Genomic DNA, 26,660 nt, shown 5'->3' on the forward strand with positions numbered 1-26,660 from the left:
CGTGAGCGCAGGCTCTGCGTTCTCCTCTCTACACTCCCGCCTACCCATGCCGGACATCGACCTCATCCACGAAGACGCCCACCTGCTGGTGCTGAACAAGCCCGCCGGCCTGCTCTGCGTGCCCGGGCGGGGCGAAGACAAGCAGGACTGCCTGAGCGCGCGCGCCGTGCGGCGATGGCCCGACGCGCTGGTCGTTCACCGGCTCGACATGGCCACCAGCGGGCTGGTGCTGATGGCGCGCGGCGCCGCCATGCAGCGTGCGCTCGGCGACGCCTTTGCCGAGCGCCGGGTACACAAGCGCTACGAAGCCATCGTGGATGGCGCGCTGCCGGTGGAAGACGAGTGGTCGGTCATCGACGCGCCGCTGATGGCCGACTGGCCGAACCGTCCGCTGCAGAAGGTGGACCCGGCCGGCAAGCCCAGCCTCACGCGATGGCGTGCGCTGTCTTCGGCTTCAGCGTCGAACGCAAGGGCCGAGGCCACGCACCTGCTGCTGGAGCCGCTCACGGGGCGCTCGCATCAATTGCGCGTGCACCTGCTGTCGATCGGCCATCCGATTCTGGGAGACGCGCTCTACAGCAGCGCCGATGTCCGGGCGCGTGCACCGCGCCTGCTGCTGCATGCCAGCGAACTGGGTTTCGTGCACCCGGTCACGCAGCAAGCCCTTTGCTTGCAGAGCCCGCCCGGTTTCGATTTCTCTTCTCTTACAGCCCGCCCTTGACCACGAGCACCGGCATGGGCGCGTCCTGCAGCACGCGCTGCGTGACGCTGCCCAGCAGCAGCTTCTCGATGCCGCTGCGTCCGTGCGAGCCCATCACGATCAGGTCGGCCGCGATGGCAATGGCGGTGTCGACGATGCCTTCGTGCACCACGTGGCCGTCGATCACGCGCTGGTCGCTGTGCAGGCCTTCGGCGGCGAGTGCCGCCACGCCGCGTGCGAGTGCCGCATTCGCGCTCGCGGTGGCTGCGGCCAGGTATTCGTTCTGGCCCAGCGCGTAGTCCGCACCCACGCCGATGAAGGGATAGTTGTCGATCACGTGGATCAACGTGATGCGGCTTCCGAACGCCAGCGCCAGGCCGCTGGCCTTGCTGACCGCGAGCATGGAAGTTTCGGAGCCGTCGATCGGAACCAGGATGTGATTGAACATGGCGGACCTCACTTTTTCGTTCGCAGACAGGCGCGGCTCGCAACCGAGCCGGGCCCCGAATTTAACCTCTATGCCGGGGAGTGGCTGTAGGACTCAAGCCAGCGGGATCAATCCCCCTGGAAACCCCCGGTGCGGCAGGTGACGACAAGCGTGTCGCGCCAGCCTGCGCCGCCCTCCTCGAGCGGCTGGATCGGCGTGGACTCGTGGATCACGCGCGCGTCGTCGAGCAGGAGCAGCGTCCATGGCTCGGTCATGGTGAAGCGCTCGCCGCGCCGCCCGCTGGCTTCGAACACGCGCGTTTCACCACCCTTGATGCCGCTGCGCCCGACCAGTGCCACCGCCACCAGGTCGACGCCGTCGCGATGCGCGCCTTCGGGCGTGGGCCGGCCGATGCCGCCCGCGGTGTCGATGCGGAACTGGTGCGCCTCGACGAACCACGGCTGCGCTGCCGCTGCGCCGCGCATGCCGCTCGCGGCTTCGCCCAGGCGCTGCAGCAGGCGCTGCCAGGCCGGCTGCGCCACGGTGGCCTCATGCATGGGCGCGAACCAGCGCTGCATGCCGCCATGCAGCGCGTTGTATTCGATCGGTTGCCAGTGCGCGCGATGCGGCGCCCGCGCAATCGAATCGCCCTCGACCGTGAAGCAGGCGTGGCGCCGCGTGCGATAGCGACCACCGTCCTTCAAGTATTCGTCCGGCGGAAGATCGTTCCAGTCGGCATGCAGCGCTTCGAGCTGCGCGAGCGGCACGCCCAGCCAGTCGCTCACGCCTTGCGGGCTCAAAACCGCATAGCCTTGTTCACGCAGGGCGGCCTGCAGTTCGGCGGGCTGGATGAATGGTGGGGCGAATGCGGCCGTGGTCACGACGCGGTGACTTTCACGTCCTTCCAGAACGCAACCCGGTCGCGGATTTCCTCGGCTTCGGGCTTCGGGTCGGCGTAGTACCAGGCGGCGTCGGTGTTGAGCTCGCCGTTGACCAGCAGCGAGTAGTAGCTGGCCATGCCCTTCCAGGGGCAGGTGGTCTTGTGGTTGCTGAAGGTCACGTGGTCACGGTTGAGCGAGCTCATCGGGAAATAGTGGTTGCCTTCGACGAGCACGGTGTCGTCGCTTTCGGCGATGGTGACGCCGTTCCAGGTTGCTTTCATGGTCTTGCACTCCAAGGGGGAGGTGGCGCGGGGCGCATTTGGCGGGTGCGCTGCCGCACGGGGAAGGGGTATTGTGCCCGTTGCCTTTGGCGGGGATTTTTGTGTGGCTTATGGCTTTGAGTTCCGGGGCCGGGTCTCGCCCCGGAACAAAAATCAGGCCCCGAGCCAATGCACGCTGAAGAGCCTCTCCGGATCCGTCCAGACCGCCCCCGGCCGAAACCCCGCCTTCACAGCCAGGGCCCGCAATCCATCCACAGTGAACTTGTGCGAGTACTCGGTATGGATCGTCTCCCCTTCCTCGAACCCGAACCGCTCGCCATTCAATGAAACCGTCTGGTCCCGCCGGCTCACCAGATGCATCTCGATGCGCTGCTTCGGCGCGTTGTAGAACGCCGCGTGCGCAAAGCCGTCGAGGTCGAAGTTCGCATCGAGCTCGGTATTGGCGCGCCGCAGCAGGTTGAGGTTGAACGCCGACGTCACGCCCTGTGCGTCGTTGTACGCCGCATGCAGGCGTCCTGGATCCTTCACCAGGTCGACGCCGATCAGCAGCCCCCCGCCGCGCAGCATCCGCGCCGCGAGCTGCAGGAAGGCCAGCGCCTCGTCGGGTTCGAAATTTCCGATCGTCGAGCCGGGGAAGAATCCCACGCGCTTGCCCGCGCCTGGCAACGGCGCCGGCAGCACCAGCGGCATCGTGTAGTCCGCCGCAATCGGCTGCACCACCAGCTCCGGGTAATCGGCCCTGAGTCGCTCGGCGGCGGCCGCCAGGTGCTCGCCAGAGATGTCGATCGGCAGGTAGCGCCGGGGCGATTCAAGCGCATCGAGCAGCAGCCGCACCTTGGTCAGGGAGCCAGCGCCGAACTCCACGATTTCCGCGCCGGGACCGATCTGCTCGGCGATCTCCCCGGCGCATTCGCCGAGGATGCGCAGCTCGGTACGCGTGGGGTAGTACTCCGGCAATTCGCAGATGCGGTCGAACAGTTGCGAACCCGCCGCGTCGTAAAAATACTTGGGTGAAATCCGGCGCGGCTTGCGCGCAAGGCCCGCCTGCATCTCGCGGCCGAACTCGGAGAGCAGCGGCGTGCTCTCCAGGCCGGCAGGCGCCACGGGCTGGCGCTGCTGTTGGGCGGCGGCAAACGAAAGGGAGGACGAGGATGTTGGATTGCGCATGATTCAAACGTCTTTCGCGAGCCGCAGCCCCGAGAACTGCCAGCGCGCCGCCGGCGGAAAGAAATTGCGGTAGCTGGGCCGCGTGTGCCCGGCCGGGGTGGCCACGCTGCCACCGCGCAACACCAGTTGACCCACCATGAACTTGCCGTTGTATTCGGCCGCGATGCCGGGCATGGGCCTGAACCCGGGATACGGATCGTAGGAAGAGCGCGTCCATTGCCAGACGTGGCTCGTCATCTGCGAGATGCCGGGCGCATCGAAGGCGGCTTCCCATTCGAATTCGGTAGGCAGGCGCGCACCGGCCCATTCGGCATAGGCGGCGGCCTCGTAGAAGCTCAGCTGCGACACCGGCGCGTCGGCCTCCATCGGCCGCAGGCCATGCAGGCCGAACACCTGCCAGCCGCCCTGTTGCGGCTGGGTCTCCAGCCGGGGATCGTCGGCGGCCAGCCAGTAGGCCGGATGGCGCCAGCCCTGCGCCTGCACGGCGGCCCAGCCGTCGGAGAGCCAGAGTTCGGGGCGCTGGTAGCCGCCATCGGCAATGAACTGCGCATAGTCGCCGCAGCTCACCAGCCGGTCGGCAATGGCATAGGGCTGCAGCAGGGCCGCATGGCGCGGCGTTTCGTTGTCGAAGGCAAAACCCTGCTGCGGCCCCTCATGGCCCACCTGCACCACGCCGCCAGGCTGCGGCAGCCAGCGCATGGCCTGAGGCACGGCGGCAAGCCGCAGCACGGGCCCTGCCGCGGGCCTGTAGGCGGGCAGCAGCGGATTGCATGACAAGGCATGGAGGATGTCGGTGAGCAGCAGTTCCTGGTGCTGCTGCTCATGGTGCAGCCCGAGCGTGACGATGGGCTCGATGGCGGCCCAGTCGTGCTCGCCAGTGCCGCCTTCGAGCAATGCGAGCACCGCCTCGTCGACATGGCTGCGGTAGGCATGCACCTCGTTCACGGAAGGCCGCGTGAGCAACCCTCGCTGTGGCCGCGGGTGGCGCGGCCCCAGTGCCTCGTAGTACGAATTGAAGAGGTAGTGAAACCGCACGTCGAACGGCCGGTAGCCCGCGGCGTGCGGCTGGAGCAGCACGGTCTCGAAGAACCAGGTCGTGTGCGCGAGATGCCATTTGGTCGGGCTCGCGTCGGGCATCGACTGGATGCACTGGTCTTCGGCGGAGAGCGGCGCGGCGAGTGCCAGGCTGGCGGCGCGCACTTCGCGGAACTTGTCGCGCAGTGCGCTCGCCGCCTGGGTGATCGGCCGGGAAAGCGTCATGGTGTCTCCAGTCGGGTCAACCGCAATTTGTAGCCGATGGCTGCTGCAGCAGCGCGTAGGACAAGTTCGCGCCCTTGAAGCGCCGTGTCATGCCGCGTCGCCGTGCAGCCACCGGGTGGGGGGGGGAGCCACTTTGGCACAAGATCGGCCGGCTTGCAGGGCGGCTGGGTATCGGCTGCGTATCATCTGTTCGATGCAAACGACCAACGCCTCCGCCCGCCCCCATGTCGTCATCGTCGGCTGCGGATTCGGCGGACTCGAAGCCGCCCGCAGGCTCGAAAGCGCCGACGTGGACGTGACGGTGATCGAAAAGACCAACCACCACCTGTTCCAGCCCCTGCTCTACCAGGTGGCGACCGCCGGGCTCGCCGCGCCGTCGATCGCGGCGCCGGTGCGTGCCCTGTTCCGTCAGCAGCCGCGCATCACCACGCTGCTCGGCGAAGTGAGTGCCATCGATCCGGCAGCGCGCGCGGTCCGGTTGACCAACGGCAGCCTGGTGAGCTACGACCACCTCGTCGTCGCGGCCGGCGCCACGCACAGCTATTTCGGCCATGACGAATGGGCGCCCGTCGCGCCCGGCCTGAAGACGCTGGCCGACGCCTTCGAGATCCGCCGCCGCGTGCTGATGTCGTTCGAGGCGGCCGAAACCGCGACCGACCCGGAGCGCCGGCGCGCCCTGCTCACCTTCGCGGTGATCGGCGCCGGCCCGACGGGGGTCGAAATGGCAGGCACGCTGGCCGAGATTGCCAAGCACACGCTCGCCGGCGAGTTCCGCCACATCGACCCCGGGAGCGCGCAGGTGCTGCTGATCGAAGGCGGACCGCGCGTGCTGCAGGCCATGCCCGAGAACCTCAGCCAGAAGGCGCTCGAACAACTGGAAAAACTTGGCGTGGAGGTGCGGCTCAATGCGCGCGTGACCGCCATCGACGCCGGCGGGCTCGAAGTGCAGTCCGGCGGTGGCGCCGACGGCGCACCTGCCACCAGCTACCGCATCGACACCAGCTGCGTGGTGTGGGCGGCAGGCGTCGCAGCTTCGCCGCTGGGGCGCATGCTGGGCGAGGCGACCGGCGCCGAATGCGACCGCGCAGGCCGCATCAAGGTCGAGCCCGACCTGAGCCTGGCCGGCCATCCCGAGATCAGCGTGGTGGGCGACCTGGCAGCAGCTTTGAGCTACGCCCCCGGCAAGCCGCCGAAGCCGGTGCCCGGCGTGTCGCCCGGCGCCAAGCAGATGGGCCGCGCGGCGGCCGCCAACATTCTTCGCCGCATCGCGGGCGAGCCGACCGTGCCTTTCCGCTACCGGGACTACGGCAACCTGGCCACCATCGGCCGCAACTCGGCGGTGGTGGACCTGGAAACGCCCCTCGGCCCGCTGCGCTTCAGCGGCCGGCTCGCATGGCTGTTCTGGCTGTTCGCGCACGCGTACTTCCTGATCGGGTTCCGCAACCGCATCGTGGTGATGATGGACTGGGCCAGCGCCTACTGGAGCTTCCAGCGCAATGCGCGCGTGGTGGCGGACGTGCAGGGCAAGAGCGAGTCCTAGCGGCGCTCCGAAGGCCCCTTCGGAGCGCCCTGCCCCTTCCCGCGTCAGGTCCCGATCACGCCGCCATCGTTCTTCGTGATGGCGACCGTCGCCGAGCGCGGGCGCCCGGCGCCATCCGGCCACTTCGACACGGCGAGCGGACGTTCCGGGTCGCTGCGCTCATTGGCCGGCTCGCCCGGATGCTGCACGTTGATGAAGAGCGTGCGCAGATCGGGCGTGGCCGTGAGGCCGGTGACCTCGCAGCCGGCGGGCCCGAGCAGGAAGCGGCGGATCTCACCCTGGGTCGGATCGCATGCCAGCATCTGGTTGTTCGGCAGGTTGGCGTATTCGCCCTTGCCGAGCGTGGAGGTCGAGACGTCGGTCTCGATCCACAGCACGCCGCGCGCATCGACCATCAGGCCATCGGGGCTGCCGAAGGTGTCGCCCTTGATGTTGCCCTGCGCTTCGTAGCGCGTCTGCTTCGGATCGCCCGCGAGCACGAGGTGGTTCCAGGCGAACCTGGTCGCGTCGAGGTCACCGTTTTCCTTCCAGCGGATGATCTGGCCCATCGTGTTGTTGGAGCGCGGATTGGCCGCGTCCATGAAGGGCTGGCCCGGCGCGCCGCGGTTGCTGTTGTTGGTGAGCGTGCAATAGACCTCCTTCGTCAGCGGATCGACGGTGGTCCATTCGGGGCGGTCCATCTTGGTGGCGCCCAGCAGGTCGCTGGCCTGGCGCGCCTTGATGAGCACGTCGCCCTGGGTTGCAAAGCCCTTGTCGGCGACGAGTCCGTTCCTGCCCTGCACCAGCGGCAGCCACTCGCCGGTGCCGTCCACGTCGAAGCGGCCCACATAGAGCGTGCCGTGGTCGAGCAGTTCGCGGTTGGCGGCCGCGCCGCCGGGCTGCACCTTGTCGCGGCTCACGAACTTGTAGATGTATTCGAAGCGCGAGTCCTCGCCCATGTAGATGACCGCGCGGCCGTCGTTGGTGAGCGCGGTGGCGGCGCCCTCGTGCGCGGCGCGGCCGAGCGCGGTGCGCTTGCGCGGCGTCGACGCCGGGTCCTGCGGATCGATCTCGACCACCCAGCCGTAGCGGTTCGACTCGTTCGGGTGCTTCGCCACGTCGAAGCGCGCCTCATGCTCGTGCCAGCGGTACTTGGCGCCGTTGCCCTTCTTGATGCCCCAGCGCTTCTGGTGTGCGTCGGGCGTGCCGGTGCCTTCGAAGTAGTCCGCGAAGTTTTCCTCGCAGGTCAGGTAGGTGCCCCACGGCGTCTGGCCGTTCGAGCAGTTGTTGTAGGTGCCGAGCACCTGCGTACCCGTCGGATCGCCCGCGGTGCGCAGCATCGGGTGGCCGGCGGCGGGGCCGGTGAGCGTCATTGGCGTGAGCGCGGTGATGCGGCGCGCGAAACGCGACGGCAGCACCTGCGACCATTTCGCGCCCTCGCGCTGCAGCTCGATGACCGACACGCCGTGCGCGTTCATCGACTTGCGCACCTTCTCGGCCGTCCAGGTCTTCATGCCGTCCGGATGCAGCAGGCCGTCGTCGACGTATTCGTGGTTCAGCACCAGCAGGCCGCGGTTCGATCCGTCGAGCGGAAAGAAGGCCATGCCGTCGTGGTGCATGCCGGCCTGCAGGGCTTGTTCGTCCGCGGTGTTGGAGCCATCGGCCTTGAATGCGGGCATGCGGCCGGCGATGCCTGTGGCGTCGCCCCAGCGGTAGAGCACCCGCGCGCTGTAGCCCTCGGGCACGACGATGCGGTCGACGGCGGCCATGGGCACGCTCTTGAAGCCGATGGCCCGGCCCAGCGAACTCACCGGGCTGCCTGAGGGGGTGGTGGCGCAACCGGCCAGCGTGCCGGCCACCAGCGGCCCGAAGAGGCCTGCCACTGCCGCCGCCAGGCCGCCGCGCACGAACACGCGACGCTTCGGGTCGGACACTTCGTGGATGGTGGGGTTGGCGGAGGGATTGGAGTCCTCCATCCGCTCGAAATCTTTGGCCATCTTCTTGTCGTCATGGGGTTGCGAGAACCCGCGATGGTCTCGCGTCCGCATGAATTCCCCATGACAGCGACCGGCGGCTCAGAAGAGGGCGTCGCTCCAGTGGTGCTCGCGCCGCTCCCGCCGCCAGTCCCAGGGCGGCGTCGGCTTCGAATCGGCCCACAGCCCCAGGCCTTGCGCACGCGCGGCATCCTGCAGCTTGAAGAGCCCGCCTCCGCGCTTGGTCGCAATGCCGTCGTAGTCGTACACCCAGGCCCAGCCGCCGGACACCATGCGGCTGCCCGCGTCCTCTCCGTTGCACGCCACGTCGGCCACGGTGCGGCCATAGCGGTCGGTGTCGCGCGGCGTGATCTGCGCCTTCTCGGCGTAGCAGAGCCGGCTCAGCGCCTGCCGGCTGCGCTGGCCATAGGGCTGCTTGCTTTCGGGCGCATCGATCGCGGCGATGCGCACCTTGATCTGCTCATAGGAACCGGCGCGCCCGCAGCGCGCCGTGAGCGTGTCGCCGTCGCTGATACCGACGACCAGGCAACTGCGGGGCTCGGCGTGAGCCAGCAGCGGAGGAGAAACGAAAGCGAAAAGAAGAAGAAAGACCGGGCGAAAGCGCATGCAGGCAGGAGCGGAACGGACACGTTGCAAAGAGCGTTGATTCTCGACGCGAAGTGCCCATCCCATCCGGCTGAATCATTTGTTTTCGTCTTCCTGCAGCAGCCGCCACATCACCTTGCCGCTGCCGCTCTTGGGCAGCGCGTCGACGAACTGCACCTTGCGCGGGATCTTGTAGACCGCCATGTTCTCGCGGCACCAGTCGATGATCTGCTGCTCGGTGGTGTCCTTGTGCGTGGCGCGCAGCACCACCACGGCCTTGACCGATTCGCCGCGGTAGTCGTCCCTGGTGGAAATGACGCAGGCCTCCTGGATCGCGGGATGGCGGAACATCAGCAGCTCGACCTCGGCCGGCCACACCTTGAAGCCGCTCGCGTTGATCATGCGCTTCAGGCGGTCGGTCATGAAGAAGTAGCCGTCCTCGTCCATCCGGCCCATGTCGCCCGAGCGGAAGAAGCGCTTGCCCTCGAACTCGACGAAAGCCGCCTGGGTGGCGTCGGGGCGCTTCCAGTAGCCCTGGAACACCTCGGGGCCGTGGATGATGATCTCGCCCGATTCGCCGACGGGCATTTCCTTCAGGGTGTCGGGGTCGACCACGCGCGCATCGGTGCTCATGAAGGGAATGCCCAGGCATTGCTGCTTGGGGTGGTCCGACGGATTGGTATGCGAAGGCGCGGCGGTTTCGGTGAGGCCGTAGCCCTCCTGGTACTTGAGGCCGTACTGCTCGAAGAGGCGCTGCGCCACGGCCTGCGGCATGGCGGCGCCGCCGCCGCCGATGTGCGTGATGCTCGACAGGTCGTAGCTCGCGAAATTCGGGCTGGCCATGAGGTCGATCACCATGGTGGGGATGTTGGTCCAGCTCGTGACCTTCCAGCGCGAGATGAGCCGGCCCGCCACGTCGCGGTCCCAGCGCGGCATGATGACCAGCGTAGCCGCCGCGAGGATGGAGGTGTGCATCATGCTCACCACGCCGGTGATGTGGAACATGGGCACCACCGCCAGCACCACCGCTTCCGAGGTGGCCTGGCCCCAGAGCTGGCTGGCCACCGCGTTGTGCATGAGGCTGGAATGGTGGTGCACGCAGCCCTTGGGCAGGCCGGTGGTGCCGCTGGTGTAGGGCAGCAGGGCCATGTCGTTGGCGCCCACCAGGTGCTCGGGCGCGGGATGGCCGGCCGCGAGCGCGTCGGTCCAGGCCATGGCCTGGCCGCCGGCCAGTTCGGGCAGCGGATGGCGCGTGGCGAGCCACTCATTCCATGCCGGCGCCGGAGCGTCGGCGCCGTTCGCATCGGCGTCGAAGGCGTCGGTGAACTGGGTCACGATCATGTGGGCCAGCTGCTGCCCGGGCGGCAGCGCATTGCTGGCCTTGGCCAGCTCGCCGGCCAGGTCGCCGGTGGTGATGGCCACCCTGGCGTCCGGGTCGACGATGTAGTGCTTGAGCTCCTCGGCCCGGTTCATCGGGTTGACGGGCACCACCACCGCATTGGCGCGCAGGATCGCGAAATGCGCGACCACGAGCTGCGGGCAGTTCTGCATGTTCAGCACCACGCGGTCGCCGCGCTTCACGCCCAGTGCGTGCAGCACGCCGGCCAGGCGCTCGACCTGGGCCGCGAAATCGCGATAGCTCAGCACCCGCCCGAAGAAGACCAGCGCGGCCTTGTCCGGATAGCGCGCCGCCGAAGTTGCGAGGTTGTGCCACAGCGAGGTGACGGGAACGGTGATCGAATGCGGGAGGCGCTTGGGCCAGAACTTGTAGTGCGGACGTGGTTGCATGGTCAAGGCAGGCGGACGGAAGAGAGAGAAGGAGGACAGGCCGCAGCCTAAGCCGAGCCGTGCGCCGCTCCCATCGGGGAAGCCCCCGGGCGCGTCACCTTGGCGACGCCCCTTGCTCGCGATTGCGCGATCTTCATCGCACGCGCCCTGCGACTACAGACAAGCCCGGCGTTCCGCGCGATACCTGCTTCTCCCCCACCCGTTACCTGAATGAAGGAGAGTTTTCATGGCAGCAGACAAGCACGCAAGCGTTCACTGGGAAGGCGCCGGCAAGACCGGCAAGGGCCAGATCAGCACCGAGACCGGCGCCCTCAAGGACTACCCCTACGGCTTCGCAAGCCGCTTCGAGGACGACAAGCGCGGCACCAACCCCGAGGAAATCGTCGGCGCGGCCCATGCGGCCTGCTTCACGATGGCCTTTGCCTTCGCGCTGGAGAAAGAGGGCCTGACAGCCACCAGGATCGACACCAAGGCCGCGGTGCGGCTGGCCAAGGATGGCGAGGGCTTCAAGATCGACCGCATTGCGCTCGAGCTCGATGCCGCGGTGCCCAATCTGGAAGAAGCGAAGTTCCAGCAGATCGCGGCCGCCGCCAAGGCCGGCTGCCCGCTGTCGAAGGCGCTGGCCAGCGTGCCGGAAATCACGCTGAAGGCCACGCTCGCCGGCTGAGCCGCTGCTTATGATCGTCTCCACTTGAAAAAGAGGAGACGATCCATGACCCGACCTGCGCGCGCCGCCCTCCTGGCGGCTTTTTCAATCGCCTCGTTCGGCGTCGGCGCCGCCGCCATGGCCGCCTACCCCGACAAGCCGATCAAGGTCGTCATCGGCTTCCCGGCCGGCGGTCCGCTCGACCAGCATGCGCGCCTTTTGACCGACAAGCTGCAGGCGGTGCTGGGCCAGCCGCTGATCGTCGACTACAAGCCCGGCGCGGGCGGTTCGGTGGGCGCCGACGCGGTCGCCAAGAGTCCGGCCGACGGCTACACGCTGATGCTGGCCAACACCGGCGTGGCCGTGATCAACGGCGCGCTCTACAGCAAGCTGCCCTACAACACGCAGCGCGACTTCGTGCCCATTGCGCGCACCGCGATGCAGCCGCTGGCCCTGCTGGTCACGCCCAAGCTGCCGGTGCAGAACCTCCGGCAGTTCATCGACTACGCCAAGGCGCGGCCCGGCCAGGTCAACTACGGCTCGGCCGGCAACGGCGGCATCAGCCACCTGGTGCCCGAGATGTTCAAGACCGCCACCGGCATCTTCATGGTGCACATCCCCTACCGCGGCAGCGCCCCGGCTTTTACCGACCTGATGGGCGGGCAGGTTCAGTTCATGGCCGAGTCGATTCCGCAGGCCGCCAACTATCACAAGCAGGGCAAGGTGCGCGCCCTGGCCGTGACCAGCCGCGAGCGCAACCCCGCCCTGCCCGACGTGCCGACAGTCATCGAGTCGGGTGTCAAGGGCTTCGAGGTGGTGGGCTTCTACGGCTTCTTCGCACCGAAGGACACGCCCGGCGACGTGGTCGCCAGGCTGAGCGACGCGTTCAGGCAGGTGCTGACCAGCCCCGAGGTGCGCGAACGCATGGTGAGCCAGGGCGCGGACCCGGCTTACCTGGGCAGCGAGGATTTCGCGCGCTTCCTGGCCACGGAGACGCCGCGCTGGGACAAGGCGGTGAAGGCTTCGGGCGCGCGGATGGATTGATTGCTGGCGGTTCGGGGCGCTGTCGTTCTTCGAGGGCACTCTTGTTCAGGGCGGCGTGCACAGGCCACCGGGTACTCCCCTCCGCGAATGTCCCCCGGCCTGCGGCCTCCTCCTTGATTTCGCTGCGGGGAGCACCCGATGCCCTGTGCACAGGGCACGCTCTTTGTGTACCGCTGATCAACCAGTGCTCTGTCCAACGCTCCCGTCGATGGGGTGCCTTGCGCAGCGAAATAAAGGAGGAGCCGAAGGCGGGGGACATTCGCGGAGCAAGGTGCCCCGTCGGCGGGAGCGCGCCCTGAACAGCTGCACCCTGAACAGCAGCGCCATGCACCACCGGCACGCAGCGCCGTCCCATTTCGGTGCACAGATCTTGCATACCAGTTGGCACAGAAGCTGCTGGTATGCATGCCAATGTCTACATCCGCATCCGAAATCAGTGCACGCATCGTCGAGGCGGTGATGGCGCAGAAGCTCGCGCCGGGCTCGCGCCTGGGCGAACAGCCGCTGGCCATGCTGTTCGACTGCAGCCGCACCATCGTGCGCGAAGCCCTCACCCGGCTGGCGGCGCGCGGCATCGTCACGGTGAGTGCGCGGCGCGGCTGGTTCGTGATCGAACCCTCCCAGGACGAGGCGCGCGAAGCCTTCGAAGCCCGGCGCGTCATCGAACTGGGCCTCATCCGCAGCACCGGCAAGATCGACAAGGCCGCGCTGCGCCAGTTGAAGGCGCACCTTCAGCGTGAAAAGGCCGCACTGAAAGAGAGCGACGTCGGCAACCGCAGCTTCCTGCTCGGCGACTTTCACGTGTGCCTGGCCGAATGCCTTGGCAACACCCTGCTGGCGGACACGCTGCGCGACTTCACGGCACGCACCACGCTGATCGCCATGCTCTACCAAAGCACACACGACGCCGTGCAGTCCTGCGAGGACCACGTGCAGATCGTCGCCGCACTCGAACGGGGCGACCACGCCGCCGCCGAGGCGCTGATGGCCGCGCACATCGGCACGGTGCAGTCGGCGCTGCGTGTGCAGGCGCCCACCGATCCGCTGGCGCAGCTGCGCGACGCGCTGGCGCCGCTGCAACAGAAGAAGACCACCGCGGCCAGGCCCGGGCGGCGCAAGGCGGCTTCGCCCTCCCCCGACGACACCGATTCATCGACTTACCTAGGAGCCCTGCTATGACCCACCCTTCGTTCTCTTCGTCCAAACGCCACCTCTCGCTCGCGCTTGCTTCCATCGCCATGCTGGCGGCAGCCGGCGCCGCCCAGGCCCAGAACGCACTCGACAACGTGCTGAAGGCCAAGACCATCAAGATCGCGGTGCCGACCGACTATCCGCCCTACGGCTCGGTGGACAAGAACATGAAGCCGCAAGGCCTCGACATCGAAATGGCCGAGCTGATCGCCGCCAAGCTGGGCGTCAAGGTCGAACTGGTGCCCGTGACCAGCGCCAACCGCATTCCCTACCTCCAGACCCGCAAGGCCGACCTCGTGATCTCCACGCTCGGCAAGAACGCCGAGCGCGAGAAGGTGATCGATTTCTCCTCGGCCTACGCGCCCTTCTTCCAGGCCGTGTATGCGGCCAAGAGCATGAAGCTCACCAGCTTCGCCGACATGGCCGGCAAGACCGTCGCCGTGACGCGCGGCGCGATGGAAGACCAGGAACTGAATAAGGTGGCGCCGCCGAACGTCGACTACCGCCGCTTCGAGGACAACAACGCGACGATCGCAGCCTTCGTGGCCGGCCAGACGCAAACCGTCGCAACCAGCGCGGCGGTTGCCGGCGACATGCTCGCCAAGAACCCGAAGGTGAGCGCCGAGTTCAAGCTGTTGCTGAAGGACAGCCCCTGCTTCGTGGGCGTCGCCAAGGGCGAAACCGCATTGAAGACCAAGGTCAACGAGATCATTGCCGCCGCCAAGAAGGACGGCACGCTGGACGCCATGTCGAAGAAGTGGCTCGGCAAGGCAGCCGGCGACCTGCCGGTCTGAGCGCCGCTGAACCTCGAACAAAGGCGCGGCCATGGAATTCGACTTCGGTGCAGTTCTTGTCGACTGGCGACTGCTCGCCAAGGGCATCGCGTGGACGGTCGGCCTGACAGCCATCGCCACGGTCATCGGCATGGCCGTGGGCGTGGCCTGCGCCTGGGCGCGTGCCAGCGGACCGGCGTGGCTTCGCTGGGTGGTCGGCAGCTATGTGGAGCTGATCCGCAACACGCCCTTCATCGTGCAGCTGTTCTTCATCTTCTTCGGCCTGCCCGCGGCGGGCGTCAAGCTCACGCCGGAGACGGCGTCGATCATCGCGATGGTGATGAACCTCGGGGCCTACGCCACCGAAATCATCCGTGCCGGCATCGAGGCCACGCCCAAGGGGCAGATCGAGGCGGCCGTGAGCCTGGCGCTCAACAAGGTGCAGGTGTTCACCCGCGTGGTGCTGCCGCCCGCGCTCAAGAAGGTGTGGCCCGCCATGGTGAGCCAGATCATCATCGTGATGCTGGGCTCGGCCGTGTGCGGGCAGATCTCCACCGAGGAGCTGAGCTATGCGGCCAACCTCATCCAGAGCCGCAACTTCCGCGCCTTCGAGGCCTTCATCGTCGCCACGCTGCTCTACCTGGCGCTGGCCGTTGCGCTGCGCAGGCTGCTCAACTGGGCCGGGCCGAGATTCTTCTTCGGACGCTGAACGCAGGACGCCACCACCATGGTCGATTTTTCTCTCTGGGACATCCTGCGCAACCTGCTGATGGCGCTGCGCTGGACCGTCGTGCTCTCGCTCATCGCCTTCATCGGCGGCGGGCTGGTGGGCGCCCTGCTGCTGTTCCTGCGGCTGCGCGGCGGCAGCGCCATGGGCCGCGCCGTCGGCCTCTACGTGCAGCTGTTCCAGGGCACGCCGCTCCTGATGCAGCTCTTTCTCGCCTACTTCGGCATCGCGCTGTTCGGCATCGACGTGTCGGCGTGGACCGCGGCCAGCGTGGCGCTCACGCTCTACACCAGCGCCTTCCTCACCGAAATCTGGCGCGGCTGCGTGGCCTCCATTCCCAAGGGCCAGTGGGAAGCCTCGGGCAGCCTGGCGCTGAGCTTCAGCGAGCAGATGCGCCACGTGATCCTGCCGCAGGCGGTGAAGATCGCCATCGCGCCGACGGTGGGCTTCCTGGTGCAGGTGATCAAGGGCACGGCGCTCGCCTCGGTGATCGGCTTTGTCGAACTCACCAAGGCCGGCAGCATGATTTCGAACGCCACCTTCAAGCCCTTCGTGGTGTTCAGCTGCGTGGCGCTGCTTTACTTCGTGCTGTGCTTCCCTGTAAGCCTGTACGCCAAGAATCTCGAGAGGAAATCCCATGGCCGCCGTGCTTGAATCCCGCCAGACCTCCGCCGCGCCGATCGTGCGCGTGACCGCGCTGCGCAAGTCGTATGGCGCCAACGAGGTGCTCAAGGGCATCGACCTCGACGTGAAGCGCGGCGAGGTCATTGCCATCATCGGCAAGAGCGGCTCGGGCAAGAGCACGCTGCTGCGCTGCATCAACGGGCTCGAGGTGTTCCAGGAAGGCTCGCTCACGGTCGACGGCAAGCCCCTGCTGCACGAGAGCGCCATGGCCATGCGCGAGCTGCGCCAGCACGTGGGCATGATCTTCCAGAGCTTCAACCTGTTCCCGCATCTCACGGTCGGAAAGAACGTGATGCTCGCGCCCACGCTGGTGAAGAAGCGCGGCAGCATGGAGGCGGCATCGCAGGCGCGCAAGCTGCTCGAGCGCGTGGGCCTGGCAGAGAAGTTCGACGCCATGCCCGACCAGCTCTCCGGCGGCCAGCAGCAGCGCGTGGCCATCGCCCGCGCGCTGGCGATGGAGCCGGCCGTGCTGCTGTGCGACGAGATCACCTCGGCGCTCGACCCCGAGCTGGTGGGCGAGGTGCTGCGCGTGGTGGAGTCGCTGGCCGACGAAGGCATGACGCTCCTGATGGTCACGCACGAGATGAGCTTTGCGCGCAAGGTGAGCGACCGCGTGATCTTCATGCACCAGGGCCGCGTGCACGAGATGGGGCCGCCGGCGGAACTGTTCGGCAATCCGCAGACGGCCGAGCTGAAGCAGTTTCTTTCGTCGCTGCACGATTGAGACGGTACGCAGAGCTGCGTTACTTCCTGCGTGCCCGCGCACGCGCCGGCTTTCGCACCGCCATGTCGGGCGGCAGCGTGAAGCTGTCGTTCGCCCCCAGGCCGGTGGCCACGCCGAGCCGGGCCGCCAGGTGCGCGGCGTCGTAGGGTGCGTGCACCTTGACGTCGTTGTCGAAGTAGCAGAACACGTCGCGCCCCTTGCGCCCGGACAGCTGGCACGTAGGCACGGCCAGCCTCGCGTCCTTCACCTGGCGTCCATGGCGCCAGGCGTCGATGCGCTCGGCCCAGCGGTCGAGCGCAGCATCGTCGTAGCCGCTCGCGTAGAGTTCCTTGTCGCCATGCAGCCGCATGTAGACGAAGTCGGCGCACAAGTCTTCGAGCAGGGGCCAGCGCCCCGCGGTGTCGGCAACGACCAGTGCGACGCCATGCCGGCGCAGCATCGCAATGAAGTCCGGATTCGCGAAGCTCGCATGCCGCACCTCCATCGCATGCCGGATGCGCAGCTTCGCGGGCGCCTTCAGCAACGCACGGTCGTCGGCAAGCTTCTCGTTGTGCTGCCGTGCCAGCTCGAGGGCGGACCGGCCGCCCCTGGGCAACAGCGCCAGGAACTCCTCCAGGCGATCGGCGTCGTAGGCAAACGACGGCGGCAGCTGCCAAAGAATGGGCCCGAGCTTGGCGCCCAGCGCGAACAGGCCCGACGCAAGGAAATTGGCCAACGGAACGCGCGGTTCCCTGAGCCGCAGGGTGTGGGTGATGTAACGCGGCCCCTTCACCGCAAACACGAAATCGTCCGGCGCTGCGTCGTGCCATGCCTGCCAGGAGGCGGGGCGCTGCAGCGAATAGAACGAGCCGTTGATCTCGATGGTGGGCAGCATGCGCGATGCAAAGTCGAGCTCGAGGTGCTGCGCCAGCCCCTTGGGATAGAAGCGGCCCCGCCATGGCGCATAGCGCCAGCCAGAAATTCCGATTCGCGTGGTGCCCTGCATCGCTCGTCTTTTTTTCTGCTGAAGCTCGAACGTGGCCTGCCGGGCGGTACCGTGGCGTAGGAAATCTTCCCATCCGCCTCCAGGCGCCATGCTTAAGATTCGTCTCGACATGCAATTCAAATGGATGGAAGACTTCATCGCCCTGGCGGAAACGCGCAGCTTTACGCGCGCCGCCGAGCTTCGCCACGTCACGCATCCCGCCTTCGGACGCCGCATCCGCGCACTCGAATCATGGGCCGGCACGGCGCTGATCGAGCGCGGCAGCTCCCCAGTCGTGCTGACGGCCGCGGGCGAGAGCTTCCTGGACAACGCCAGCCAGGTGGTGCGCGGCATCGAGGGCTCGCGCGAGGAAATGCACAACGTGGCCGGTCGGCAGGCCCGCACGGTCACGCTGGTCACCGGCCGCACGCTGGCACGCACGGTGATGGCCGACTGGCTGGTGCGCCTGCAGCCCATGCTGCGCCACGGCGAGGTACGGGTGCTGACGGGCGCACTGGCGGAGACGGTGCGGATGCTGGAACACAACGAGGTGGATTTCTCGCTGATCTTTCACCATGCCGCGCTCACTTTCCGGCTCGACGGGCGGCAGTTTTCCCATGTGACTGTGGCGTCCGACAAGCTCGTGCCCGTGTCACGCGCCGACGCACAGGGCCGTGCGGTGCACGGCTTCGACGGTACCGGCGAAGTGCCGTTTCTCTCGTACGTCCGCACGCTTGCGATGGGCCGCATGGTGGAAGACTTGCTGACCAACAACCCGCAGGCGCCGCGTCTGAAGCGTTGCATCGAATGCGATTCGGCCGATGCGCTCTACGAGTACGTGTTGAGGGGCCTGGGCGTGGCGTGGCTGCCGTGGTCGATGGTGCAGGGCGATTGCAGGGCCGGCCGACTGGTGCCGGCAGGCGGGCGGCGCATGGAAGTGCGCTTCGAAGTGCGGCTCTACCGGCCGAAGCGCCGCCTGGGCCCGCTGGCCGAAGACGTCTGGCGGGCGATGGCTTCGCGTTGACGCGGGCCTGATCGGCACGGATTCGTGCCAACACGGCACCACGCGAAAGCGAAGATCTCCACAGAATCCTCGGGATTACTACAACCCTCGAGGCAACGATGCGTCTTCCCCGTGCTTTCTCTTCGAGTCTTGCCGTGGCTCTGTGCGGCCTTGCCTGGGCGGCAGCCGGCCCGGCCAACGCCCAGACCTACCCCCACAAACCCATCACGCTGGTGGTGGCCTACCCGCCGGGCGGCTCGACCGACCTCACCGGGCGCGCACTCGGCGTCGAGCTCTCCCATCGCCTTGGCGTGCCGGTGATCATCGACAACGTGGGCGGAGCCGGGGGAGCCATCGGCGCGCAAAAGGTTGCCAACGCCGCGCCCGATGGCTACACGCTGCTCGTCGGCGCCAGCAACGAAGTGGCGATCAACAAGCTGGTCAACGGCAACGTGAAGTACGAACCGAAGGACTTCACCCCTATCGGCCTGATCGCCTCCCAGCCCCTGGTGCTGGTGGCGGCCCCCTCGGCCGGCGTGAAGAACTCCGGCGAATTCCTCGCGCTGCTGAAGAAGAACCCCGGCAAGTACAGCTACGGCAGCTCCGGCGTCGGCACCTCGCTGCATCTGGCGGGCGAGATGCTCAAGCAGCAGGGCGGCATCTTCATGACGCATGTGCCGTACCGGGGCGTGGCGCCGCTGACGAACGACCTGCTGGGCGGCAACATCGACTTCGGCGTTTTCGTTCTTTCCAGCGCGCTGCCCTACATTCGCAGCGGCAAGATGGTGGCGCTGGGCACCACCGAGGCCAAACGTTCGGCCATCACGCCCGACCTGTCCGCGCTCAGCGAGAACCCCAGCCTGAAAAACCTGGACATCGGCGTCTGGTTCGCGCTGATGGGGCCGGCGAAGCTGCCCGAGTCGGTGTCGGTCCGGCTGAAGAAGGCACTGAGCGAGACGCTGCAGTCGCCCGACTTCCGCAAGAAGATGGAAGCCGCCAGTTCGGTCGTCCCGACTTCGGACCTGGACATCGACAAGTTTCTCGTCAGCGAAACCGCCAAGTACAAGGCCATCGTCAAATTCGCCAACATCAAGGAATGAGCTTGTCCGCGTCTCTTTTCCAACTCCCCGCTCCCGACCTCGCCGCTTGGCGTGCCGGCAACACCGGCGTCGAGGGCGTCTGGCATTTCGAAGCCGCAGTGCCCGGCCGGCAGGTGATGATCAGTGCGCTCGTGCACGGCAACGAAGTGTGCGGCGCCTGGGCGCTCAAGGGCCTTCTGGAGGCCGCTGTGCGCCCGCAGCGCGGCCGGCTCACGCTGGCGTTCTGCAACCTGGAGGCCTTCGAGCGCTTCGATCCGGCCGACCACGATGCCTCCCGCTTCGTCGACGAAGACCTCAACCGCCAATGGTCGCCGGAACGTCTGGAGGCCGGCACGACGCGGGAGCGGCGTCGCGCCGCAGCGCTGCAGCCCTATGTAACGCAGGCCGACTGGCTGCTGGACCTGCATTCGATGCACGAGCCCTCCGCGCCGCTGACGCTCACCGGCACGCAGCCGCGCAACCTGCTGCTGGCGCAGGCGATGCGCAGCCCGGAGCATGTGGTCATCGATGCCGGTCACAAGGACGGCGTGCGCATGCGCGATTTCGGCCGATTCGGTGCCCCCGACGCAGAGAGCGACGCCCGTGCGCTGCTGGTCGAGTGCGGCTTCCACGGCGACCCGGCCAGCCGTACCGTGGCGCAGGACCAGTGCGCGCGCTTCCTGCGGGCGGCGGGCACCCTGGACGACGCAGCCATCGCGCAGCAACTGCCCGGCTGGCTGCAGCCTGACGCGCCACGCCAATGGGCGCTGGACGTGACCGGCCCGGTGGTGGCGCGCAGCGGGGATTTTCGCTTTGCACAGCCCTTCACCGGCCTGGAAGTGATCGAGCGCGCAGGCACCGCGATCGGCTGGAACGAAGGCGAGCCCGTGACCACGCCCTACGACGACTGCGTGCTCGTCATGCCCTCCACCCGTCAGGCCAAGCCGGGCGTGACGGTGGTGCGCTACGCCCGTCGCCGGCTGCTCTGAGCCGGCTGGCGGGACCTTCCGGGCTGTGGCAAGCTCCGAGAAGTATGCAAATCCGCTCCCTGCCTTTCACCACCTCCCGCCGCTGGATGCTGCGCGCGCTCTGCGGCGCCGCTGTCCTGCAGGTGCCGCTTTCCGCGCTGGCCGGCTTCAACTTCTTCACCAGCGAATACACCGCGACCCGCGATGAGCTGCAAACGCAGATCGCCAAGCGCTTTCCGGTGGCCGAGCGCTATGCCGAGATCTTCATGGTCGGGCTGCGCGACCCGCAGCTGGGCCTCGACGCACGCGGCAACCGCGCGGCCATCACGGCCACGCTGACCATTGCCAGCCCCTTGCTGGCCGCCTCGCCCGTGCAGGGCGTGGTCTCAGTCAGCAGCGCGCTGCGCTACGACGCCGCCACGCGCGCGCTGCGGCTCGACCAGCCCAAGGCCGAGCGCCTTGAGCTGCAGGGCGTGCAAGGCCGCGATGCGGAACACCTGCAGAAGGTCGGCGCGGTGGTGGCGCAAGAACTGCTGCAGGGGCAGGTGCTGCGCAGCTTCACGGCCGACGAGCTCACGGTCGGACGCAAGACCTACGAGATCGGCGACATCACGGTGCAGGACGACGGCATCAAGGTGCAGCTGAAATGACCGCCCCCCTGCTTCGCGCGCATCGTCTCGCCTCGGGCACCCTGGCGGCCTGCGTTGCCGGCGCTCTGTTCGTTGCCGGCTGCGCGGCCATCCTGCCCAGGGCCAAGCAGCACTTCGACCTGCAGGCGCACCGCGGCGGACGTGGGCTCGCACCTGAAAACACGCTGGCGGCATTCTCGAATGCCATCGATCTGGGCGTGAACACGCTCGAACTCGACATCGGGCTCACGGCCGACGGCGTGGTCGTGATCTCGCACGACACCGCCCTCAATCCCGACCACACCCGCGATGCGGACGGCGCCTGGCTGCCGCCCAAGAGCGGCGCCGCTGTCCGCTCGCTCACGCTGGCCCAGCTGCAGCGCTACGACGTCGGCCGCCTGAACCCCGCAAGCAACTACGGCAAGCAGTTCGCGCTGCAGCAGCCGCGCGATGGCGAGCGCATTCCGACCCTGGCGGCCCTGTTCGAGCACGTGCGCGCACGCGGCACCGCGGCCGCCACGGTGCGCTTCAACATCGAGACCAAGATCGATCCCGCCAAGCCCGACGAGACCGCCGCGCCCGAGCCGATGGTGCGCGCCCTGCTCGCCGAAATCGACAAGGCGCAGATGGGCGGCCGCGTGACCATCCAGAGCTTCGACTGGCGCACGCTCGCACTGGTCGGCCAGCTTGCGCCGCAATTGCCGCGCGCCTACCTGAGTTCCGCACGAACGCTCAAGGACAGCCGCTGGACGGCCGGGCTCGACGCCGCGCAGTTCGCATCGACACCGCAGCTGGTCAAGGCCGCGGCGGGAACGGCGGGCGGACCCGTCACCTGGTCGCCGGCCTACAACGACCTGACGCCCGCGGCCATCAAGGAAGCGCAAGGCCTCGGCTTCAAGGTGCTGCCCTGGACCGTGAATCAGCGCGCCGACATGCTGCGGCTGATGGACTGGGGCGTGGACGGCATCATCACCGACTACCCCGACGTGCTGCGCGACCTGGTGCGCGAACGCGGCCTCTCGCTGCCGCCGCCGGGAAAGGCCGCCTCATGAACGCAGCCCCGCAACTCGACGCCATCGGCGCGCGCATCGACGCGCTGCGCAACGGCCGCGGCGAATCGATTGCCGCGCTCTCGAACGAGGCACGCGCGAGCGGCGAGCTGCTCGCGGCACTGCCGCCGCGCTATGGCGAGGTGCTGCTGAACCTGCTCGACCGGCTCGAATCGAGCGCGCTGTTCAGTGAGGAGAGCTGTTCCTTCAGCCAGAAAGACCTGCTCGACAACCTGCAGGTGTGGGTCGACAAGGCCCGCGCGCAATTGGAGTCCTGAGGAGAAATCTCATGCAAAGACGCACCCTTCTTCTGCGCGCCGCCCCGCTGCTGGCGCTCGCATCCACGGCGGCATGGCCGCTGGCCGCATCGGCCGCCGCGCCGATGGTCGAGATCTGGAAAGACCCGAACTGCGGGTGCTGCCAGGACTGGGTCAGGCACCTCAACGCGAACGGCTTCGCCACCCGCGTGCACGACGACGGCAACAGCGCCGCGCGCAGCCGGCTCGGCATTCCCGCCAAGCTGGGCTCGTGCCACACCGGCCTGGTCGGCGGCTATGCGCTCGAAGGCCACGTGCCCGCGCGCGAGATCCACAGGCTGCTGCGCGAAAAGCCCAAAGCCATCGGCCTCGCCGTCCCCGGCATGCCGGTGGGCTCGCCCGGCATGGACGGCGGCGCCTACGGCGATCGGCGCGACCCCTACGACGTTCTGCTGGTGCAGGCCGACGGCGGCAGCCGCGTCTACCAAGGCTACCGCTGAGGCGGAATCGCTGAGGTAAACCGGTCCGGTCAGCTGAAGCGACGGGGATCGAAAGGGGCAAGCGCCGTCTCGGGCGTGGTGCCCGCGAGCAATTGCGCTGCGAGCTTGCCGGTGCGCGCCGAGCCGCACAGGCCGACGTGCCCATGCCCGAAGGCCAGCACGATGTCCGCACTGGCCGCGGACGCGCCGATGCAGGGCAGCCCGTCGGGCAGGCTGGGCCGGTGGCCAAGCCAGTGCTTCACGGCCACCGCCTCCGGCGCCTGGGCGGCAAGCGCCGGAAACATCGACAGCAGGTGCCGGTGCAGGATCTCCGCGCGCCGCCAGTCGGGCGCGGCATCGAGCCCGCCGATCTCGACCTGGCCGGCCGCGCGCAGGCCGCCGTCCATCCAGTGCGCGATGAGCTTGCCGTCGGCCACCATGGTCGGCGTGCGCGGCCCCACCGACGCGCCTTCGACGACCACGTGGTAGCCGCGTTCGGATTCAAGCGGCACCGGCGATCCGGCCGCCGCGGCCAGCGGGCCCGAGCGCGCTCCGGCGCAGATGGCGGCAGCGTCGCAGCTGATCTCACCGGCTTCGGTGTGCACCGCGCGCAGCCGCCCGCCCTCGATGCGAAAGCCGGTGGCGCGCGCCGCCACGCGCTGCGCGCCGGCCTCCTGCGCATGCCGCGCCAGCGCCGCCACATAGGCACCGGGATTGCGGCAGTGCCCGGCCTCGGGCACGAAGATGCCGAGCGTGTAGCGCGCATCGAGGTCGGGCTCGCGCCGGCGCAATTCGGCCGCCGGCCATTCCTCCCATTGCACGCCGGTGCGCTGGCGCACGCGCCAGCCGAGCGCATCGCCGTCGAACTCCTCGCGCGACCGGTAGGCATGCAGCAGGCCGCGCCGCTCGATGAGCTGCGGCACGCCGGCCTCGGCGGCGAGCCGGGCATGCAAGGCCGGCGCGTCGGCCAGCAGCGTGCGCAGTGCGTCGGCCGTGCGCTGCACGCGCGCCTCGGTCCAGCCCGAGGCCAGGTAGCGCAGCAGCCAGGGCAAGGCCCGCGGCAGATGGCGCCAGCGCAGTGCAAGCGGCCCCAGCGGATCGGCCAGCCAGCCCGGCACCTTGCGCCAGGCACCGGGCAGCGCAGGCGGCACCACGGAATGGGACGAGAGCCAGCCCGCATTGCCGTAGCTCGTGGCCTGCGGGCCGCCCGGTTCGCCGGGCTCCACCACCGTCACGCGCAGGCCGGCGCGCAAGGCCTCGATGGCGGTCGCGCTGCCCACGGCGCCCGCACCGATCACGACTACGTGGCGCGCGACACCGCCCGCGGAGAAACTTCTTGCAACTGTCATAGGGGCCTATCGTAGAGGGGCGGTCCCATAATCGGCCGCCATGCCTGCTTCGTCATCCGCTTCGTCTTTTCCTGCTTCGTCTTCCGGCGCCATCACCGATGTGGCCGGCATCGAAGTCGGCCATTTCTCCGACACGCGCCGGCCCACGGGCTGCACCGTGATCCTCGCCCGCGAAGGGGCGGTTGCCGGCGTCGACGTGCGCGGCGCCGCACCGGGCACGCGCGAGACCGACCTGCTCTCGCCCGGCAACCTGGTGCAGCAGGTGCACGGCGTGATGCTGGCGGGCGGCAGCGCCTGGGGACTGGCCGCGGCCGAAGGCGCCATGCGCTGGCTCGAGGAGCGCAACATCGGCATGGACGTGCGCTTCGGCACCCTGCCCATCGTGCCGGCCGCCGTGCTGTTCGACCTGCCCATGGGCGACGCGCGCATCCGTCCCGACGCCGCCGCCGGCTATGCGGCCTGCGAGGCGGCCACCCGCGATGCGCCGGAAGAAGGCAACGTGGGCGCCGGCAGCGGCGCGCTCGTGGGCAAGCTCTTCGGCGTGCACCGCGCGATGAAGGGCGGCATCGGCACCGCCTCGGTCACCGTGGGCGGCGTGACGGTGGGCGCACTGATTGCAGTCAATGCGCTGGGCGACGTGATCGACCCGGACACCGCGCAGCCGGTGGCCGGCGCGCGCACCGAAGACGGCAGCGCGCTGCTCGACACCCGCCGCGCCCTGCTGCGCGGCGACCTGCCCAAGCCCCTGCTCGCGGGCACCAACACCACGCTCGGCGTGATCGCGACCGACGCGGTGCTGACGAAGGTGCAGGCCAACCGCCTCGCCAGCGTGGCACACGATGGCCTCGCGCGCGCCATCAACCCGGTGCACACGATGAGCGACGGCGACACGCTGTTCGCGCTGGCCACCGGCCGCGTTCCGCTCGAAGGCCCCGGTGCCGAATCCAGCCCCGGCATGACCGTGCTCGGCACCATGGCGGCCGAAGCGGTGGCGCGCGCCACCTTGCGCGCTGTGCTGGCGGCGCGTTCCGTCACCGTTGGCGAGCTGCACGTCCCGTGCGCGGCCGATCTCGCCGCAACGAAAGGTTGAGTACCCCATGGCCATGCCCAAGACACTGAAGCTGATCCTGCTGTCGATCCGCGACCTGATCGCCTCGGCGGGTCCGGTCGTGTTCCTCGTGATCGGCCTCTTGATTGCCGCCTACTGGTGGCTGCAGCCGCAGCCGCCCAAGCACGTGACGTTGGCGACCGGCCCGACCGGCAGCGCCTATTCGCAGTTCGGCAAGCGCTATGCCGAGCTGCTCAAGAGCAGCGGCATCGAAGTGGAGCTCAAGGCCACCACGGGGTCTTCCGAAAACCTGGAACTGCTGCGCAGTGGCGGCGCCGACGTGGGCTTCGTGCGCGGCGGCAGCGCCGACCCGGTGGCCGACGAGGAAGCCGGGCTCACCTCCCTCGGCAGCCTGTTCTTCGAGCCGATCTGGCTCTTCTACCGCGCCGACAGCGCGCAGAAGATCGACCGCAAGACGGCCACCCTGACCTCGCTTGCCCAATTGCGCGGCCTGCGCGTGAACGTCGACCTGGCGGGCAGCGGCCTGCCCGAGATCATGGAAAGGCTCTTCAAGGCCAACCACCTCGAGTCCGACGCGCTGCAGCTGTCCAACCTCGAACAGGCGGCCGCGGCCGAAGCACTCCAGGCCGGCCTGCTCGACGCCATCGTGCTGGCCTCAGCGCCGCAGTCGCCACAGGTGCAGCGGCTGCTGCGCGCGCCCGACATCAAGCTCATGGACTTCGGCCAGGCCGATGCGTACACGCGGCGCTTTCCGTTCCTCTCGGCGGTCACGCTGCCGCGCGGCGTGGTCGATCTGTCGAAAGACCTGCCGCCTGCGGACGTCTCGCTGCTCGCGGCCACCACCTCGCTGCTCTCGCGCGACGAAACCCACTCTGCGCTGCGCCAGCTCTTCGCGCAGGCCGCGCAAGGCGTGCACAGCGACGCCGGCTGGTTCAACCGCGCGCGCGACTTCCCCAACACGCGCACCAGCGAACTGCCCGTGAGCCCCGAGGGCGACCGCGCAATCAACGGCACGCCGCCGTTCTGGCAGCGCTACCTGCCGTTCTGGGCCAGCAACCTGATCGAGCGCATGTGGCTGGTGCTTGGCGGCTTGCTGGTGCTGATGCTGCCGCTGAGCCGCGTGGTGCCGCCGCTCTACCAGTTCCGCGTGCGGCGGCGCGTGTTCCGCTGGTATGCGCGGCTGCGCGACATCGAGGCCAAGGTCGACGCGCGCCAAGGCGGGCGCGACGAATTGCTCGACGAACTCGAGGAGCTCGACCGCGTGGTCAACAAGGTGGCCGTTCCGCTGTCGTATGCCGACGAGCTCTATGCGCTGCGCAACAACATCCACACGGTGCAAAGGCGCGTGCAGATGCGCTGGCCGCAACCGGGCGATTTCGCGCCTCGAACGCCGCCGCCAGCGGAATCCGCAGAAAGCGCTTGA

28 protein-coding genes are annotated in these 26,660 nt (G+C 68.3%); 18 read left to right on the forward strand and 10 right to left on the reverse strand.

Annotation, left to right across the window (positions count from 1 at the left end):
- The first annotated feature begins 46 nt into the window (after positions 1-46).
- Positions 47-721, forward strand: a complete 675-nt coding sequence (locus tag VAPA_RS18620) for an RluA family pseudouridine synthase (RefSeq protein WP_021008313.1) — start codon at positions 47-49, stop codon at positions 719-721.
- On the opposite strand, the gene VAPA_RS18625 is transcribed toward VAPA_RS18620, so the two are convergent.
- The 5 genes from VAPA_RS18625 to egtB form a co-directional block, all read right to left on the reverse strand.
- On the reverse strand, positions 705-1,148 hold the full coding sequence (locus VAPA_RS18625; protein ID WP_015866434.1) for a universal stress protein: 444 nt from the start codon (positions 1,146-1,148) through the stop codon (positions 705-707). The two genes, VAPA_RS18620 and VAPA_RS18625, sit on opposite strands and share 17 nt — an antisense overlap.
- 107 nt (positions 1,149-1,255) lie before the next feature.
- Positions 1,256-2,008 (reverse strand): 2OG-Fe dioxygenase family protein, encoded by a 753-nt coding sequence (locus VAPA_RS18630; RefSeq protein WP_021008314.1) that lies wholly within the window; start codon positions 2,006-2,008, stop codon positions 1,256-1,258.
- Positions 2,005-2,289 carry a DUF427 domain-containing protein gene (locus tag VAPA_RS18635; protein WP_021008315.1) on the reverse strand — a complete coding sequence of 95 codons (285 nt, stop codon included), beginning with the start codon at positions 2,287-2,289 and terminating at the stop codon, positions 2,005-2,007. The genes VAPA_RS18630 and VAPA_RS18635 overlap by 4 nt, the downstream gene beginning before the upstream one ends.
- A gap of 153 nt (positions 2,290-2,442) precedes the next feature.
- Positions 2,443-3,456: an L-histidine N(alpha)-methyltransferase gene (gene egtD / locus VAPA_RS18640; protein ID WP_021008316.1), complete on the reverse strand. Its 1,014-nt coding sequence runs from the start codon at positions 3,454-3,456 to the stop codon at positions 2,443-2,445.
- Positions 3,457-3,459: 3 nt separating this feature from the next.
- Entirely contained in the window at positions 3,460-4,716 is a 1,257-nt protein-coding gene (gene egtB, locus VAPA_RS18645) for an ergothioneine biosynthesis protein EgtB (protein ID WP_021008317.1), read from the reverse strand.
- Positions 4,717-4,909: 193 nt separating this feature from the next.
- Here egtB and VAPA_RS18650 point away from each other — a divergent pair, with 193 nt between their 5' ends.
- Positions 4,910-6,256, forward strand: coding sequence for an NAD(P)/FAD-dependent oxidoreductase (locus tag VAPA_RS18650; protein WP_021008318.1), 1,347 nt, complete (start codon positions 4,910-4,912; stop codon positions 6,254-6,256).
- Between the two features lie 44 nt (positions 6,257-6,300).
- On the opposite strand, the gene VAPA_RS18655 is transcribed toward VAPA_RS18650, so the two are convergent.
- The 3 genes from VAPA_RS18655 to VAPA_RS18665 all read right to left on the reverse strand — a co-directional run bounded on the left by VAPA_RS18655 (position 6,301) and on the right by VAPA_RS18665 (position 10,602).
- Positions 6,301-8,232 carry a PhoX family protein gene (locus tag VAPA_RS18655; protein WP_021008319.1) on the reverse strand — a complete coding sequence of 644 codons (1,932 nt, stop codon included), beginning with the start codon at positions 8,230-8,232 and terminating at the stop codon, positions 6,301-6,303.
- A gap of 78 nt (positions 8,233-8,310) precedes the next feature.
- Complete coding sequence (locus VAPA_RS18660) at positions 8,311-8,835, reverse strand: thermonuclease family protein (protein ID WP_021008320.1); 525 nt, start codon at positions 8,833-8,835, stop codon at positions 8,311-8,313.
- A gap of 75 nt (positions 8,836-8,910) precedes the next feature.
- Positions 8,911-10,602 (reverse strand): long-chain fatty acid--CoA ligase, encoded by a 1,692-nt coding sequence (locus tag VAPA_RS18665; RefSeq protein WP_021008321.1) that lies wholly within the window; start codon positions 10,600-10,602, stop codon positions 8,911-8,913.
- Positions 10,603-10,828: 226 nt separating this feature from the next.
- Between VAPA_RS18665 and VAPA_RS18670 the strand changes: the two genes are divergently transcribed.
- The 7 genes from VAPA_RS18670 (at position 10,829) to VAPA_RS18700 (ending at position 16,391) form a co-directional block, all read left to right on the forward strand.
- Positions 10,829-11,269: an OsmC family protein gene (locus VAPA_RS18670; protein ID WP_021008322.1), complete on the forward strand. Its 441-nt coding sequence runs from the start codon at positions 10,829-10,831 to the stop codon at positions 11,267-11,269.
- A gap of 45 nt (positions 11,270-11,314) precedes the next feature.
- Entirely contained in the window at positions 11,315-12,292 is a 978-nt protein-coding gene (locus VAPA_RS18675; RefSeq protein ID WP_021008323.1) for a Bug family tripartite tricarboxylate transporter substrate binding protein, read from the forward strand.
- Between the two features lie 411 nt (positions 12,293-12,703).
- Complete coding sequence (locus tag VAPA_RS18680) at positions 12,704-13,471, forward strand: GntR family transcriptional regulator (protein WP_021008324.1); 768 nt, start codon at positions 12,704-12,706, stop codon at positions 13,469-13,471.
- Positions 13,468-14,277: a transporter substrate-binding domain-containing protein gene (locus VAPA_RS18685; RefSeq protein ID WP_021008325.1), complete on the forward strand. Its 810-nt coding sequence runs from the start codon at positions 13,468-13,470 to the stop codon at positions 14,275-14,277. Before VAPA_RS18680 ends, VAPA_RS18685 begins: the two co-directional genes overlap by 4 nt.
- Before the next feature lie 31 nt (positions 14,278-14,308).
- A complete protein-coding gene (locus tag VAPA_RS18690) occupies positions 14,309-14,965 on the forward strand; it encodes an amino acid ABC transporter permease (RefSeq protein WP_021008326.1) in 657 nt (218 codons plus the stop codon).
- A gap of 18 nt (positions 14,966-14,983) precedes the next feature.
- The gene (locus tag VAPA_RS18695) at positions 14,984-15,637 is read left to right on the forward strand and encodes an amino acid ABC transporter permease (protein ID WP_021008327.1); all 654 of its coding nucleotides are present in this window, start codon (positions 14,984-14,986) and stop codon (positions 15,635-15,637) included.
- A complete protein-coding gene (locus VAPA_RS18700) occupies positions 15,621-16,391 on the forward strand; it encodes an amino acid ABC transporter ATP-binding protein (RefSeq protein ID WP_021008328.1) in 771 nt (256 codons plus the stop codon). The genes VAPA_RS18695 and VAPA_RS18700 overlap by 17 nt, the downstream gene beginning before the upstream one ends.
- 19 nt (positions 16,392-16,410) lie before the next feature.
- On the opposite strand, the gene VAPA_RS18705 is transcribed toward VAPA_RS18700, so the two are convergent.
- On the reverse strand, positions 16,411-17,376 hold the full coding sequence (locus VAPA_RS18705) for a DUF72 domain-containing protein (protein WP_021008329.1): 966 nt from the start codon (positions 17,374-17,376) through the stop codon (positions 16,411-16,413).
- 109 nt (positions 17,377-17,485) lie between these two features.
- On the opposite strand from VAPA_RS18705, the gene VAPA_RS18710 reads away from it, so the two are divergent.
- From VAPA_RS18710 to VAPA_RS18740, 7 genes are all read left to right on the forward strand, one after another.
- Positions 17,486-18,379 (forward strand): LysR family transcriptional regulator, encoded by an 894-nt coding sequence (locus tag VAPA_RS18710; protein ID WP_041946160.1) that lies wholly within the window; start codon positions 17,486-17,488, stop codon positions 18,377-18,379.
- 98 nt (positions 18,380-18,477) lie between these two features.
- Positions 18,478-19,458 (forward strand): Bug family tripartite tricarboxylate transporter substrate binding protein, encoded by a 981-nt coding sequence (locus VAPA_RS18715; protein WP_021008331.1) that lies wholly within the window; start codon positions 18,478-18,480, stop codon positions 19,456-19,458.
- Positions 19,455-20,426 carry a M14 family metallopeptidase gene (locus tag VAPA_RS18720; protein WP_021008332.1) on the forward strand — a complete coding sequence of 324 codons (972 nt, stop codon included), beginning with the start codon at positions 19,455-19,457 and terminating at the stop codon, positions 20,424-20,426. The genes VAPA_RS18715 and VAPA_RS18720 overlap by 4 nt, the downstream gene beginning before the upstream one ends.
- A 44-nt stretch (positions 20,427-20,470) precedes the next feature.
- The gene (locus VAPA_RS18725; protein ID WP_021008333.1) at positions 20,471-21,055 is read left to right on the forward strand and encodes a DUF1439 domain-containing protein; all 585 of its coding nucleotides are present in this window, start codon (positions 20,471-20,473) and stop codon (positions 21,053-21,055) included.
- The gene (locus VAPA_RS18730; RefSeq protein WP_021008334.1) at positions 21,052-22,086 is read left to right on the forward strand and encodes a glycerophosphodiester phosphodiesterase; all 1,035 of its coding nucleotides are present in this window, start codon (positions 21,052-21,054) and stop codon (positions 22,084-22,086) included. The genes VAPA_RS18725 and VAPA_RS18730 overlap by 4 nt, the downstream gene beginning before the upstream one ends.
- Positions 22,083-22,361, forward strand: coding sequence for a hypothetical protein (locus VAPA_RS18735; protein WP_021008335.1), 279 nt, complete (start codon positions 22,083-22,085; stop codon positions 22,359-22,361). The genes VAPA_RS18730 and VAPA_RS18735 overlap by 4 nt, the downstream gene beginning before the upstream one ends.
- An 11-nt stretch (positions 22,362-22,372) precedes the next feature.
- Positions 22,373-22,840 (forward strand): DUF411 domain-containing protein, encoded by a 468-nt coding sequence (locus VAPA_RS18740; RefSeq protein ID WP_021008336.1) that lies wholly within the window; start codon positions 22,373-22,375, stop codon positions 22,838-22,840.
- A gap of 29 nt (positions 22,841-22,869) precedes the next feature.
- Here VAPA_RS18740 and VAPA_RS18745 read toward each other — a convergent pair whose 3' ends face one another.
- Positions 22,870-24,168 (reverse strand): NAD(P)/FAD-dependent oxidoreductase, encoded by a 1,299-nt coding sequence (locus VAPA_RS18745; RefSeq protein WP_021008337.1) that lies wholly within the window; start codon positions 24,166-24,168, stop codon positions 22,870-22,872.
- A gap of 40 nt (positions 24,169-24,208) precedes the next feature.
- Between VAPA_RS18745 and VAPA_RS18750 the strand changes: the two genes are divergently transcribed.
- Positions 24,209-25,258, forward strand: a complete 1,050-nt coding sequence (locus VAPA_RS18750) for a P1 family peptidase (RefSeq protein WP_021008338.1) — start codon at positions 24,209-24,211, stop codon at positions 25,256-25,258.
- A gap of 7 nt (positions 25,259-25,265) precedes the next feature.
- The gene (locus VAPA_RS18755; RefSeq protein ID WP_021008339.1) at positions 25,266-26,660 is read left to right on the forward strand and encodes a TAXI family TRAP transporter solute-binding subunit; all 1,395 of its coding nucleotides are present in this window, start codon (positions 25,266-25,268) and stop codon (positions 26,658-26,660) included.

Origin of the sequence: Variovorax paradoxus B4, from assembly GCF_000463015.1 — a bacterium.
Classification (GTDB): Bacteria; Pseudomonadota; Gammaproteobacteria; order Burkholderiales; family Burkholderiaceae_C; genus Variovorax; species Variovorax paradoxus_E.

Excerpts from the sequence above, each read along its gene's own strand:
- VAPA_RS18620 (WP_021008313.1), top strand. The coding sequence starts at position 47 with ATGCCGGACATCGACCTCATCCACGAAGACGCCCACCTGCTGGTGCTG.
- VAPA_RS18625 (WP_015866434.1), bottom strand. The coding sequence starts at position 1,148 with ATGTTCAATCACATCCTGGTTCCGATCGACGGCTCCGAAACTTCCATG.
- VAPA_RS18635 (WP_021008315.1), bottom strand. The coding sequence starts at position 2,289 with ATGAAAGCAACCTGGAACGGCGTCACCATCGCCGAAAGCGACGACACC.
- egtD (WP_021008316.1), bottom strand. The coding sequence starts at position 3,456 with ATGCGCAATCCAACATCCTCGTCCTCCCTTTCGTTTGCCGCCGCCCAA.
- egtB (WP_021008317.1), bottom strand. The coding sequence starts at position 4,716 with ATGACGCTTTCCCGGCCGATCACCCAGGCGGCGAGCGCACTGCGCGAC.
- VAPA_RS18650 (WP_021008318.1), top strand. The coding sequence starts at position 4,910 with ATGCAAACGACCAACGCCTCCGCCCGCCCCCATGTCGTCATCGTCGGC.
- VAPA_RS18655 (WP_021008319.1), bottom strand. The coding sequence starts at position 8,232 with ATGGCCAAAGATTTCGAGCGGATGGAGGACTCCAATCCCTCCGCCAAC.
- VAPA_RS18660 (WP_021008320.1), bottom strand. The coding sequence starts at position 8,835 with ATGCGCTTTCGCCCGGTCTTTCTTCTTCTTTTCGCTTTCGTTTCTCCT.
- VAPA_RS18665 (WP_021008321.1), bottom strand. The coding sequence starts at position 10,602 with ATGCAACCACGTCCGCACTACAAGTTCTGGCCCAAGCGCCTCCCGCAT.
- VAPA_RS18670 (WP_021008322.1), top strand. The coding sequence starts at position 10,829 with ATGGCAGCAGACAAGCACGCAAGCGTTCACTGGGAAGGCGCCGGCAAG.
- VAPA_RS18675 (WP_021008323.1), top strand. The coding sequence starts at position 11,315 with ATGACCCGACCTGCGCGCGCCGCCCTCCTGGCGGCTTTTTCAATCGCC.
- VAPA_RS18680 (WP_021008324.1), top strand. The coding sequence starts at position 12,704 with ATGTCTACATCCGCATCCGAAATCAGTGCACGCATCGTCGAGGCGGTG.
- VAPA_RS18685 (WP_021008325.1), top strand. The coding sequence starts at position 13,468 with ATGACCCACCCTTCGTTCTCTTCGTCCAAACGCCACCTCTCGCTCGCG.
- VAPA_RS18690 (WP_021008326.1), top strand. The coding sequence starts at position 14,309 with ATGGAATTCGACTTCGGTGCAGTTCTTGTCGACTGGCGACTGCTCGCC.
- VAPA_RS18695 (WP_021008327.1), top strand. The coding sequence starts at position 14,984 with ATGGTCGATTTTTCTCTCTGGGACATCCTGCGCAACCTGCTGATGGCG.
- VAPA_RS18700 (WP_021008328.1), top strand. The coding sequence starts at position 15,621 with ATGGCCGCCGTGCTTGAATCCCGCCAGACCTCCGCCGCGCCGATCGTG.
- VAPA_RS18705 (WP_021008329.1), bottom strand. The coding sequence starts at position 17,376 with ATGCAGGGCACCACGCGAATCGGAATTTCTGGCTGGCGCTATGCGCCA.
- VAPA_RS18710 (WP_041946160.1), top strand. The coding sequence starts at position 17,486 with ATGCAATTCAAATGGATGGAAGACTTCATCGCCCTGGCGGAAACGCGC.
- VAPA_RS18715 (WP_021008331.1), top strand. The coding sequence starts at position 18,478 with ATGCGTCTTCCCCGTGCTTTCTCTTCGAGTCTTGCCGTGGCTCTGTGC.
- VAPA_RS18720 (WP_021008332.1), top strand. The coding sequence starts at position 19,455 with ATGAGCTTGTCCGCGTCTCTTTTCCAACTCCCCGCTCCCGACCTCGCC.
- VAPA_RS18725 (WP_021008333.1), top strand. The coding sequence starts at position 20,471 with ATGCAAATCCGCTCCCTGCCTTTCACCACCTCCCGCCGCTGGATGCTG.
- VAPA_RS18730 (WP_021008334.1), top strand. The coding sequence starts at position 21,052 with ATGACCGCCCCCCTGCTTCGCGCGCATCGTCTCGCCTCGGGCACCCTG.
- VAPA_RS18735 (WP_021008335.1), top strand. The coding sequence starts at position 22,083 with ATGAACGCAGCCCCGCAACTCGACGCCATCGGCGCGCGCATCGACGCG.
- VAPA_RS18740 (WP_021008336.1), top strand. The coding sequence starts at position 22,373 with ATGCAAAGACGCACCCTTCTTCTGCGCGCCGCCCCGCTGCTGGCGCTC.
- VAPA_RS18745 (WP_021008337.1), bottom strand. The coding sequence starts at position 24,168 with ATGACAGTTGCAAGAAGTTTCTCCGCGGGCGGTGTCGCGCGCCACGTA.
- VAPA_RS18750 (WP_021008338.1), top strand. The coding sequence starts at position 24,209 with ATGCCTGCTTCGTCATCCGCTTCGTCTTTTCCTGCTTCGTCTTCCGGC.
- VAPA_RS18755 (WP_021008339.1), top strand. The coding sequence starts at position 25,266 with ATGGCCATGCCCAAGACACTGAAGCTGATCCTGCTGTCGATCCGCGAC.